At 42.6% G+C, this 12,156-nt stretch carries 9 protein-coding genes and 1 pseudogene; 5 read left to right on the top strand and 5 right to left on the bottom strand.

Annotation, left to right across the window (positions count from 1 at the left end; genetic code table 11):
- The first annotated feature begins 416 nt into the window (after window positions 1-416).
- From F6K64_RS01995 to F6K64_RS01985, 3 genes are all read left to right on the top strand, one after another.
- Window positions 417-1,895 carry an ammonium transporter gene (locus F6K64_RS01995; RefSeq protein ID WP_131827441.1) on the top strand — a complete coding sequence of 493 codons (1,479 nt, stop codon included), beginning with the start codon at window positions 417-419 and terminating at the stop codon, window positions 1,893-1,895.
- Window positions 1,896-2,029: 134 nt separating this feature from the next.
- Entirely contained in the window at window positions 2,030-2,899 is an 870-nt protein-coding gene (locus F6K64_RS01990) for a GDSL-type esterase/lipase family protein (protein WP_287251195.1), read from the top strand.
- 168 nt (window positions 2,900-3,067) lie between these two features.
- Window positions 3,068-4,276, top strand: a complete 1,209-nt coding sequence (locus F6K64_RS01985; RefSeq protein ID WP_287251194.1) for a 4-hydroxy-3-methylbut-2-enyl diphosphate reductase — start codon at window positions 3,068-3,070, stop codon at window positions 4,274-4,276.
- A 219-nt stretch (window positions 4,277-4,495) separates the two neighbouring features.
- Here the strand turns inward: F6K64_RS01985 and F6K64_RS01980 are convergent, their stop codons facing one another.
- Together F6K64_RS01980 and F6K64_RS01975 are read right to left on the bottom strand one after the other, a co-directional pair.
- Window positions 4,496-5,671, bottom strand: a complete 1,176-nt coding sequence (locus F6K64_RS01980) for an LptF/LptG family permease (protein ID WP_353813511.1) — start codon at window positions 5,669-5,671, stop codon at window positions 4,496-4,498.
- Window positions 5,672-6,216: 545 nt separating this feature from the next.
- A complete protein-coding gene (locus tag F6K64_RS01975; protein ID WP_008185577.1) occupies window positions 6,217-6,429 on the bottom strand; it encodes a helix-turn-helix domain-containing protein in 213 nt (70 codons plus the stop codon).
- 132 nt (window positions 6,430-6,561) lie between these two features.
- Here F6K64_RS01975 and F6K64_RS01970 point away from each other — a divergent pair, with 132 nt between their 5' ends.
- Window positions 6,562-6,756: a hypothetical protein gene (locus F6K64_RS01970; RefSeq protein ID WP_008185579.1), complete on the top strand. Its 195-nt coding sequence runs from the start codon at window positions 6,562-6,564 to the stop codon at window positions 6,754-6,756.
- Window positions 6,757-7,068: 312 nt separating this feature from the next.
- Here F6K64_RS01970 and F6K64_RS01965 read toward each other — a convergent pair whose 3' ends face one another.
- Window positions 7,069-7,197 carry a hypothetical protein gene (locus F6K64_RS01965; protein WP_267872040.1) on the bottom strand — a complete coding sequence of 43 codons (129 nt, stop codon included), beginning with the start codon at window positions 7,195-7,197 and terminating at the stop codon, window positions 7,069-7,071.
- Between the two features lie 26 nt (window positions 7,198-7,223).
- On the opposite strand from F6K64_RS01965, the gene F6K64_RS01960 reads away from it, so the two are divergent.
- Window positions 7,224-8,498 carry a GmrSD restriction endonuclease domain-containing protein gene (locus F6K64_RS01960; protein ID WP_008184870.1) on the top strand — a complete coding sequence of 425 codons (1,275 nt, stop codon included), beginning with the start codon at window positions 7,224-7,226 and terminating at the stop codon, window positions 8,496-8,498.
- A gap of 520 nt (window positions 8,499-9,018) precedes the next feature.
- Here the strand turns inward: F6K64_RS01960 and F6K64_RS01955 are convergent.
- Together F6K64_RS01955 and F6K64_RS01950 are read right to left on the bottom strand one after the other, a co-directional pair.
- Window positions 9,019-9,549: pseudogene (locus F6K64_RS01955) on the bottom strand (DUF790 family protein); the annotation flags it as partial.
- Between the two features lie 84 nt (window positions 9,550-9,633).
- On the bottom strand, window positions 9,634-11,532 hold the full coding sequence (locus tag F6K64_RS01950) for an aldose epimerase family protein (RefSeq protein ID WP_071986888.1): 1,899 nt from the start codon (window positions 11,530-11,532) through the stop codon (window positions 9,634-9,636).
- Window positions 11,533-12,156: the final 624 nt, after the last annotated feature.

Below are 12,156 nucleotides of genomic sequence, written 5' to 3'. Positions count from 1 at the left end.
CAAATAACTCTACCAGTGTAGGTGGGGTATCCTGCAGCAATTTTTAATGAAAAATTTCATTTAATGAAATATTTCATTAAATAATGCTTTAATTCCCTTGACTATAGTCCCAGTTATTTGTAAGGTTTTGTCTTAAGACAAGGCTTTAGCTGAAGAAACTCCCTGATTACTGGCCCAGACAGGGGTCTAGCATCTAGCAATCAGGTATGTAAAGGTAGCAGGGTGAGGTCATGATGAGTCCTTGAAAAATGATGGACTATTAGGTTTCGGTGGCTAATTTTACAATTTGTTTCCTGAAGTTTCTCAGTGTGAGGAAGTGTATCAAAAAGAGAGGTAAGTTAACGCTTATTATGTCAAGTTCAAAATCTCAGCGAACAATGAAAAACAAGGGTACCCTAGTAAAATCTAGGCGACCGATGGCTCACCAATCCTCCCGCTCATCGTGGGATTCTCCTTATCTAGAGCCATTGAAAGCGATCGCAAAATCGTTTTCCCCTTACTGGCTCGCCTGTATTCCTCTGACAGGGATAATTGTTCTAGTTTGGCATACAGCTGCTGTTGCCCAGGATAGTGCGGCACCTAGCCCAGCCGAAATTCAGGGAACTCTCAATGCTATCTGGATATTGGTAGCTGCCATCCTAGTTATCTTCATGAATGCCGGATTCGGAATGCTAGAAACCGGCTTCTGCCGCCAGAAGAATGCGGTAAACATTCTCTCGAAGAACCTAATCGTCTTTGCCTTGGCAACCATTGCGTTTTGGGCAATTGGTTTCTCCTTTATGTTCAGCAAAGGCAATGCATTTATTGGGATGTCGGGCTTTTTCCTAAGCAGTGAAGATCCCGCTACCTATGGGTTAGACCCATTTCCGGCAGGTCTACCGATATCGGTATTTTTCCTATTCCAAGCTGCTTTTGCTGGAACTGCCGCAACTATCGTGTCCGGTGCGGTTGCTGAACGGATTAAGTTCCTAGACTTCTTAATCTTCAGCATCCTGATTGTTGGTTTTTCCTACTCCATCACTGGACACTGGGTTTGGAGCAGTGATGGTTGGCTTGGTGCCATGGGATTCTCAGACTTTGCTGGCTCAACCGTGGTTCACTCCGTTGGTGGCTGGGCGGCTTTGATGGGAGCTGCCTTCCTCGGACCCCGTAGCGGTAAGTACGAAAACGGTGAACCTCGTGCTATCCCAGGTCACAACATGAGTATTGCAACTCTTGGTTGCTTGATTCTCTGGATCGGCTGGTTTGGCTTCAATCCCGGTTCTGAGCTAGCTGCTAGTGAGGCAGTTCCCTATATTGCGGTGACCACTAACCTAGCCGCAGCAGCTGGTGGGATTACCGCCACCTTGACGGCTTGGCTAAAAGATGGTAAGCCAGACCTGTCGATGATCATCAACGGGATTTTGGCTGGATTAGTAGCAATTACCGCTCCCTGTAACAATGTCAGCTATCTCTCAGCAGTGATTATTGGTGCGATTGGTGGCATCATTGTTGTATTCTCGGTTTCCTTCTTTGACAACATCAAAATTGATGACCCGGTAGGGGCAATTTCAGTCCACTTGGTCAATGGTATCTGGGGAACCCTAGCCGTTGGACTCTTCGCTAAAGATTCAGGTCTGTTTACCGCCGGTAGTGCCGGTCAACTTGGCACCCAAATCCTGGGTATTCTAGCGATTGGTGGCTTTACCGTGCTGTTTAGTGGTATCGTCTGGTTCGTGCTCAAACTTACCCTCGGTATCCGGGTGACACCAGAAGAAGAACTGGAAGGCTTGGATATTGCCGAACACGGTATGGAAGCTTACGCTGGATTTGTCAAGGAATCCAGTGTGATCCCTAGTTCTAGCATGGGTAACTTCAGTAGTAGTACAGACATGGCTAGTAGCTCTGAATTTTAGAGTTTTGCTAGCATGGTCTATTGCTTTTAACTAGCTTTTGTTAACAGTTGACAGTTAAGCGTTAACTGTCAACTGTCACCTGATGGTATTACCTTTTCCCTAACGGATGTTAGAACAGAAATAATGCCAATTTTTTGTTCATTGAGTTGAAGCGTTGTCCACCTTGGGCTTTAATATCCCTTGCTGCCAATGGGTTCATGATTCTGACTCTCAGCTGGGTACTACTGGGTGAGTATCAGCAGTCAACGTCAAATCCAGTTAGCCATCCTGTGGTAACTACCCGAATTTTAAATCCCACCCCTGAACCAGTAATTGAATTAGGACCACGACACCAGTTAAATTACCAACAATGGTTGGCACTGCTGGAGAGGGAAGCTAAGGTAGTGGCTAATCAACAACCGGAACAGTTAACCGTTCTGCTGGGAGATTCTCTAAGCCTATGGTTTCCCAATGCACTGCTACCCCCAAAACGCTACTGGCTTAATCAAGGACTGTCTGGGGAAACCTCAGCAGGGTTGCTCAAGCGCTTAGATATTTTGGATCAGACTAAGCCAGAAGCAATTTTTGTGATGATCGGCATCAATGACCTAATTCGGGGGGTCAAGGATGAAGCAATTCTAGAAAACCAACGGCTAACGATTCGCTACTTACGGCGAGCCCATACCGAAACTAAGATTGTCCTTCAATCGATTTTGCCCCATGGTGCTGAACAGGCAACCTGGGAAGGACGCGATCGCTTACTTACTATCCCCAACAGTCGCATCCAAAATCTGAACCAGCAGCTAAAAGCGATCGCTCACGCAGAAGGAGCGATTTATCTAAATCTCTATCCCCTCTTTGCTGATAATCAGGGCAACCTGCAACCTGAGCTTAGTACCGATGGCTTGCATCTGAGTCCCCAAGGTTACTTAGTCTGGCGCTATGGTTTACAAATCTTTGAGCAACTTATCCTCCAAGAAGGATTAGCTATTCCTATAGCAAAGGGGACAGGGAGCAGGGAGTAGGGAGTAGGGAGCGGTGCGACCCGTGGCGAATTTAATTCGCCTACGGAAAGCGCACCGAGGGAGTAGGGAACAAAAATTATCACAATTCCTAAACGGATTGCGTCAGGGTTGATTAAAAGTAAATTAATAATAGCAGTGATTAATAAGTAATTTGCTTCAGGTAGCTCCATGGATACAAAAGCTTTCAAGCGCTCACTCCAAAAATCAGATAACTACCACCGTAAAGGATTTGGTCACGAAGCCGAAGTTACCTCTCAGTTGGAATCGGAATATCAAAGCAGTCTGATTCAAGAGATTCGTGCCAATAACTATCGGCTGCAACAGGGAGATGTGACCATCCGGCTAGCAGAAGCATTTGGCTTTTGCTGGGGTGTAGAGCGAGCTGTAGCCATGGCTTATGAAACCCGCACCCACTTCCCCAATGAACAGATCTGGATTACCAATGAAATTATTCACAACCCCTCTGTTAACCAGCGTTTGCGGGAAATGTCAGTAGGATTTATTGCCGTTGAGGATGGCAAGAAAGACTTCTCTGTTGTTGGTGCTGGGGATGTGGTGATTTTACCAGCATTCGGTGCTAGTGTTCAGGAAATGCAGCTACTCCACGAGAAAGACTGCAAGATTGTAGATACTACCTGTCCCTGGGTGTCCAAAGTGTGGAACACGGTAGAGAAGCATAAGAAAAAAGAGTACACTTCGATTATTCACGGCAAATATAAACACGAGGAAACCGTAGCAACGAGTTCCTTTGCCGGAAAATATCTAGTGGTGCTGAATCTACAAGAAGCGGAGTACGTTGCCAACTACATTCTCAATGGTGGTAACCGGGAGGAATTTCTCGATAAATTTAAAAACGCTATCTCCGCTGGCTTTGACCCAGAGCGGGATTTAGAGCGGATTGGGATTGCCAACCAAACTACTATGCTCAAGACCGAGACCGAGCAGATGGGCAAACTTTTTGAGCGCACCATGATGAAGAAATATGGTACGTCTAATTTAAACGATCACTTCCAAAGCTTCAATACCATTTGTGATGCCACCCAAGAACGGCAGGATGCCATGTTGGAGCTAGTGGAAGAAAAGCTAGACTTGATGATTGTGATTGGTGGCTTTAATTCCTCCAATACCACTCACCTGCAAGAAATTGCGATTGAGCGACAACTACCATCCTATCACATTGACAGTGTCAACCGGATTATTTCTGCTGATGAAATCGAGCATAAACCCCTACATCAGGAGGTAGAAGTAGCACGAAATTGGCTTCCCTCTGGTTCGATAGTGGTAGGAGTAACCTCTGGAGCGTCTACTCCTGATAAGGTAGTAGAAGATGTAATCAATAAGATTTTTGAACTTAAAGCGACTGCTGTAGCAGTTTAGAACTAACTGGGATTAGTTAAAATTGAAAATTTTAACTGGTTAATAGCCATTAATAATTTTCAATTTTAACAATTTTAAATTAACATCCAAGGGTATAAATTTAATCTAGGCATTCAGCTGACAGCTGACAGCTAAGGGCTGAATGCTTAATAAGGTACAGTCAATTTGATTTCCTCTACTCCCTACTCCCTACTCCCTATTCCCTACTCCAAATTCCCATCAACCATTAGCCTCCAATCGCCACAATAACCATCCTCCTGCTCCGAAACCGAATAAATTAGGTAACCAGGCGGCTACAATAGGGGAGAGAATTCCCGCTATACCAAAACCTCCGATCACAAAGCTCAGTAAGTAGTAGCCAAAAATTACGATTAAACAGACCCCAAAGCTAGTCCCTTTGCTGATTCGTTTAGGTCGAATACTGATGCTTGCTCCCACTAAGCCAAAGATTATACAAATGAATGGAAAAGCAATTTTTTGTTGCATCCGCACTTGCAGCATCCGGAGTTTTTTGCGATCGCCAGCTCCCTGAAGCAACTGGATCATTTCTATGGCTTGAAGAATATTCATCTCATAGGGGTCACGGGCTTTAGTGACTAAATCAAGGGGCGCTCTAGGAAATGGAATTTCTTGATGATCAAAGGTTACTATTTTTTGGAAAGAGGTATTAGGACTAATAAAATAAATTGACCCATGGAAAAAATCCCAGGTATTTTGCGTAGAGTTCCAAAGAGCTGATTCCGATAGAATAATTTTGTTCAACTTACCCAGATTAGACCACTCCAAAACAGTCAAATCTTTCATGGTCTGACCATCAAATTCATTGGCGTAGAATAAGCGTTTGAGTGTCTGAGTAGTTGTGCCATTGGGTTGGGTAAAAGTCTGATACTCTGGATACAGAATACCGTTTTCATTGAAAGCGGGTTTTTCCTGATTAAGAGCTTTTTCTAATGTTATAGTTGCCTGGTAGTTAGCCGCTGGAACAATTAATTCATTGAACAGGAAAGTAATCCCGGTGACCACTAGGCTGAGAACCAGAGCAGGGGCAACCAGTCGGTATAAACTCACACCGCAGCTGCGCAGGGCAATTAACTCACTGTCATTACTCAAGCGAGAATATGCTATTAGTGTCGCGAGAAGTACTGATATGGGTAAGGCATAGGACATAAACTCAGGAAACTTCAACAGCACGACTTGGGCAGCAATTGTCCAGGATAGTCCTAACTCAGTGATTTTGACTACCATATCAAACAGGCTACCCACAGCCACACCAATAGATGAAAACCCGCCAACACCAAATAGAAACGGTGGGATGAGTTCAGCAGCGATGTAGCGATCCATCACTGATAAGCTAGGAAAAACGAATTTGAGGAAGTAAGGTTTGCCGAGTTTCAATCTTGTTAAGTGGTTAGAGTTTCAAAAAGCATAGAAAACAATTTCATGCCTTTTGTTGCTAAGTTTTCCCAATCCAGTAAACCTACCATGTTTGTTATGGGAGTATCTGCAAACTATCGCAATTCTGATCACAAGTGGTGTGGGGTGTGGGGTGTGGGGTGTTTTATAGCAGAAGTCAGAAGTCAGAAGTCAGAAGTCAGAAGTAAAACTCTTGCGCTTCTTGATGCAATAGCGAGTGGGGGAAACCCCCAAGACCGTAATGGTGCTTTTTCCGTTGGCGAATTAAATTCGCCACGGGTCGCACCTCTGCATCGCTTACAAAGGGTGTGAGACTAATGTCGATGTCCTAACTGCCCTGGCGACTGCTATACAAGGGTAGGTTTTTTACAAAGGGGCGAGTAGGTACTTTGGTTAGGTATAAATTATTCAAAATATGTATCAAAATACACAATAATTTCCGGGATAATTCTCCCCATTTCCCGCTTTTCCCGACTACCGACTACCTACTCCCGACTCCCTACTCCCGACTCCCGACTACCTACTCCCTACTCTTCGATAACCTCTACCAAATCTTCAACCATAACATCAAAAGCCCGGGCTAGCTTCAGAATTGCTGTAAAATCCGTCATACTCATGGCGTCACGTCGGGCATAACTAGCCACAGTGCTATAGGTTACTCCAGAACGGTCGGAAACTTCTTTCAACGTCCAACCCTTCTCCGCCGCTAATTCTCGAACTCGTAACCTAATTAATCCCATTTTGGACTTGACAAACTACGCAACTACATATTTAATAGTAAATAGAATATTCGGCGATCACCCAAGAGGCCGCAAAACTACTGGGCGATCGCCTTTCCTAAAACAACCCATAAAAATGGGGTATTTAACAATATGATATCAACTCGACAAACTTACCGAGACCGATTGAAACCCTGGTGTGTCATTCGGCACCTACCTAAGATGCAACGGATAACTGTAGCGCGATTTAATCGGCGCAGTGATGCGGAAGCGTATCAGCAAGCTCTTAAGCGTTTGCTGCCCAATTTCAACCATGTGGTGATATTTGAAACACCCTTGAAGGAATAATCCAGTCCGTAGGGTGCGTGATAAGACGGGCTCGCGCTGATTTTCCACCTGTTCGCCCTTGGAACAGCGCGTCCCGTAACGCACCACCTTCCAGATCCGCTGTTCCCTAAAATCCAGAAATTGTGTACCTCATAGCTATGAGAATTGCTATATAGGTCAAAAATCCTATTGTTTTCCTATCGCCATGGGGAGTATTTTGGTTTGCTACAGATAATCTTGTTAGTTTGGAATGTTAACAGGGAACTATGTTACAATCTTAACAGAAAACTATGTAACTATAAAGAATGATAGTAAGCCTTCAGCTATCAGCTATCAGCGGTCAGCGATTAGCGCTACAGATGGTGCTACTTGAGGTGCTTTTGAAGAAAATAAGCACCTCAAGCAGCGTGGCCAACGGCTGAAGGCTGACGGCTGAATGCTTACCGATGATCTAGAATCCATGATAGTAAAGATCAGAAGGAGATTGTATGTTTAAACCTTTAGTACAAGACACCACAAAATCTCAAAGCGAAAGCATAGAAACCATCTTGGCAAGGTTAGAAAATGGGCGTGTCTATGTTCCTGATTACCAGAGAGATGCTAATCAATGGAACCTTAGAAAAAAATCACTTTTTATTGAGTCTATTCTTAACAATCTTACTATTCCAGCTTTCTTCTTTTGTGAAGATGATAACCGAAAATGCGAAGTTGTTGATGGGCAACAGCGACTCAACACTATCAGAAGTTTTTGTAATAATGAATTTTCGATAAGTAATGATAAAACTATTGACTATATACTACCAGACTCTCATCTATATACCGGCAAAAAATACAGCGAATTGGAGGAAGACCTTAAATATATATTTAAAGATTATCCGCTGACTATAATTTATCTTCCTAAAAATATAGAGTTACAAACTAAGCTAGAAATATTTAGACGAATCAACGAAGGAGGAACTCCTCTTTCTGGTCAAGATATTCGTTTAGCTTATTACAGTCAATCTAAAAGTGTAACCTTTATTCGTTTAGTTGGAATTCATGATAATCCTGAGCAAACTAATGAAGAGGTTAGTGAAGATGAGGATTCCAACGATTCTAACTCTACTATAAAGCCTTCTCAACGAATGCTTGAGTTAGCGCAAAGACAAGGACTTTCTAATCCTTGGGATAAATTTCCTGACGCTAGAAAGCTTTGGTACCAATGGTGGGAGGGTAAAGAAAAAGCAAAAGGTCAAACACCATCATTGATGTTCTTGTGGTACTTAATCTGTCTTGAACGTAAAAAACTTGATGATTTATTGAAAAGACCGATTCATCTCAAAATGTCTTTTAACGGCTCAACTGATAACGCTTTAGATATTTACTGTAGTCAACTCCAGTATCAAGAAGATCCAAAAGAAGAAAGAAGTAAACAAATACTTTCAAATTTTGAAGTTATTTCGGAAGAATACTTTACCATATTTGTTGATTGGATGAAATCTATTTTATCAAAAAAACTTATTGGAGTTAGTGTCGATAAGTACAAGCAGCTTGCTTTGTTTATAGCCGGAGCTGCTGAGCTAAAAATATCTCCCGAACAGGTATCAGACACACAATGGAATCATGCGGGTGAATTCATTCGTAGCCCTCGAAATAAAGCCAGAGAGCTACTTGATGAAAACAATGGATACCCAGAACCAAAAGGTCGATGGAGTCAACAAAAAGGACAAAAGCAACAGTGCGATAAAGCTGTTGAAATTGTTAGAATTATTTTGAAGAAATAAACATAAAATTGGTTGATTTACCTGAAGGACTATCTCCCTGTAATCCTCGGCGAAGAACTTTTCCCTTAACTTGGCAAGAAGCTTACTTTAGGCAGAATTTTAATAGCCAGTTAAATGGGTATGTCTGTCCTCTGTGTAACAGGTTATTTCGAGGGACAAAAGGATTTAGAGAGCTTAAAGCTGATCATATAGCAGTCGCCAAGGCAGTTAGGACATGACAAAAGTCCTAACTGCCCTGGCGATTGCTATAAATCCAATTTTATTACCCCTGTCTTGATGCAGCGCGGTCTCACGCTGCATTGCTGTTTCCTGGTTTATGCTCCCTACTCCCTACTCCCTACTCCCTGCTCCGAAGTCCCTGCTCCCTCGGTGCGCTTGACCCGTAATTAAATTTGCCACGGGTCGCACCGCTCCCGACTCCCTCGGTGCGCTTGACCCGTAATTAAATTCGCCAGGGGTCGCACCGCTCCCGACTCCCGACTCCCTGCTATCACCCTCAACAACTTTGCCTTTTCCCAAACTATTCCAAAAGCTCCAACACAGCTTTCGGTGAAAGTTTATCCTTAAACCAAACAACTTGAGCTGGCAAATTCTTCACCGTCACCCCAGCTTTCTCCAAATTTAACCGTTCCGAAATCGCCAGAATCAAATTGTCACATTCGGCCTTGCGCACCTGAGCGAATTTCTTCTTTAAATATTCTGGACGCCAGTAACCAATAATTTCTAATAGGAAATTTCGCCCATCAGGATGAACAATCCGAAAGTCGGGCACCATCACACTACCAGGAATCGGAATTAAATCCACTTCTCGCTCTAAGACCCACTCAGTTTTCTGAGATTCCCAACGCTTAGCAAAGGAAGCCTCTAACATACTGTCGTAGGGTTTACCAGGGGGATAGTGAGTCACCAAGCCACAGCGGTCATTAAGGCTAAAATGCCCCGTCTTGATCGTACCGCTGTAAGGGTCACGGCTTTGTAACGTCGCCTTGAGACTCCATTTAGTAACGTGTAGTAAGGCTGGAATCAGTTTTGCGATCGCTCTACCCATCCTACAAATTCAGTATTATTAATCTGAATTATGAATTCTATACTCCTACTAAGTATCTGATTAATCCAGGAGAATTGCTATAACTTTCTAGGGCATCCCTTTAATTTTAAGACGAATACGGTAAAGACTGTTTCTTGCTGTAATGTAAAGGGTTTGGTAGTCACTGTCACCCCAGGCTAAATTAGCGGGAGCTTCTGGCACTTCAATAATGCCCAGTAGGTTGCCACTGGGATCAAAAATCCAAACTCCCCCAGGTCCAGTGCTGTAAACATTTCCTTGGATGTCTACCTTCATACCATCTGCTGCCCCCTCTTTACTAGGAGGTTTCAGTTCGGCAAAAAGTTTTCCATTCTCTAACATCCCGTCTGGCTTGACATCAAAAACCCGAATATGACCTCTTTCTGAATCATTCACATATAATTTAGTTTCATCTGGGGAAAAGACAATTCCATTAGGGCGGACAAAGTCATCAACAAGCAGGGTTAGTGTGCCATCTGGTGCTAGACGATAAACACCATAAAACCCTAATTCTTCTTGTTCGGATTTGATGCCATAGGGAGGATCAGTAAAATAGATGCTACCATCTGATTTGACTGCTAGATCGTTGGGACTATTCAGCCGCTTCCCTTGGTAGTGACTAGCTAGAGTTATGATTTTTCCATCTTTCTGTGTTAGGGATAGACGACGATTACTATGTTCGGCAGTAACTAAACGCCCTGAGCGGTCTAACGTATTACCATTAGCATTGCCAGAAGGTTGACGAAAAATCTCGGTTTTTTGATCTGGTTGCCATTTATAAATGGTATTAGCTGGGATGTCACTAAATAGCAGAAAGCCGTCGGGATGCCAAACAGGTCCTTCAGTAAACTTAAAACCTCCTGCTACTTTTTCAACTTGAGTATTGGGAGCAATAATTTCTCCTAGATTATTTTGTTTGGTGTAAAATTTATAAACCATTAGGTGTCGGTAAGTTTCACCTGGATGCAAGATAACCGAAGGAAAGTTAGGCTGATTGACTGAGTCAGGAAAATGTTGTGTCTCTAGGCACAAACCTTGATGATTTGTATAAACAACATCTCCTTTACCCACAGTTCTAAGCTTAGGAAGATTTCCCGAAAAAAACTGTATTCCTGGCTGATTACTGTGAAGCTCCATCACCCGACCAGATTTTGGTTCATATACAGTAGCTGCGAGTTTGATTTTTTCTGATTCTCCATTCAAGACATAATTGAGGTCGTAGCCTCCTGGATAGTTTTGCTTTAGGGTATTTCTAAGCTGATTAATTCCATCTCCAATCAACTGAGGCTGAGTAAAGTCGTAAGGTGTATCTTTAACTGATTTAATCTCTCCTGTAGGGATTCGCTGTTCGTTGGTAGGCGTATATCTATCGGCATTGATCGTTAAATATTGTCCTAGAATATTCCCAGAACCATGACCAGCCAAGTTCCAATAGGAATGATTCACCAAGTTGACAGGAGTAGGTTTGTTAGTGGTAGCAGTCATTTCCAGCTTTAACTGATTATCGTTAGTCAGAGTGTAAATGGCTGTAACTGTCAAATCACCTGGATATCCTTCTTCTCCATCAGGACTCAGATAAGTTAGTTTTAGTGCCTGTCCTTGGCTACTGTTAATCGGTTCAGCTTTCCAAACCACTTTGTCAAAACCCTTTTTACCACCATGTATGTGATGGGAACCGGCATTAGCAGCTAGCTCATACTTTTCACCATTGAGAGTAAACTGAGCATCTTTAATCCTATTAGCGACGCGACCAACAATTGCACCATAATATAGGTAGCGCTTAGCCGTAAAATAATCTTCTAGACTATCAAATCCCAGCACTACATCGTCTAGCTGACCGCTGTTATCAGGCAAGTGTAATTCAGTAAGAGTCGCACCATAGTTGGTTATCTTAGCTACTAAACCATTGGTATTGGTTAAAGTATAGAGATAAACTTTCTGATCATCTTTAGTCTGGCCAAATTCCATCTTGGTTACAGTTTTGTTTTCTTGGGTATGGTAGTTATTTGCTGTGGCGTAAGATTGCTCAGGGTTAAATCTCTTGTATAAATCTGATTTTACTAAAAGTACACTCATTCCCATTGCGGTAAAAATTGTGATTATTTTTGTTAACATTGAACCAGTAAGCATAGTTTTTTTTAAGTAATTGTAATCTGTATAAATTCTAATTTATATAATTTTTTTTAGGAAGATAATAGAGGGTAACTGGTTCCGCCTGCTGGGATGACAGGTCGCCATTGGTAACAAGTTAAATACGAATACCTTGTGGTCAACGCTAATGGGTAATGGATAATCGGGAGCCAATTAACTATTACCAGCTAACTAGATGTATAATTCCTGAAGCTATTTGAGATTAGCCGATAGTTTTGATATCAATAATCAAGGAAAACTCAGGCATTTGACCCAGGGGTGGGAGTACATGATTGATTGTGGACAACCAGAAAGACGCTGATTTATTATTGGTTCTTATTGCTTTTAGGATTAGGCTGAATGCTTACAACCAGCGACCTTGATTTTACTGACGTTTATTAAAATGAGGAGAGGGCTAGGTTAATCATAATCTAGCCAGTGCGATTATAGCAACTTTAATCC

Origin of the sequence: Moorena sp. SIO3A2 (assembly GCF_010672265.1) — a bacterium.
GTDB classification, from domain to species: Bacteria; Cyanobacteriota; Cyanobacteriia; order Cyanobacteriales; family Coleofasciculaceae; genus Moorena; species Moorena producens.
The sequence above is the reverse complement of the archived record's forward strand: the minus strand, read 5'-3'. Positions and strand labels throughout refer to the sequence as shown.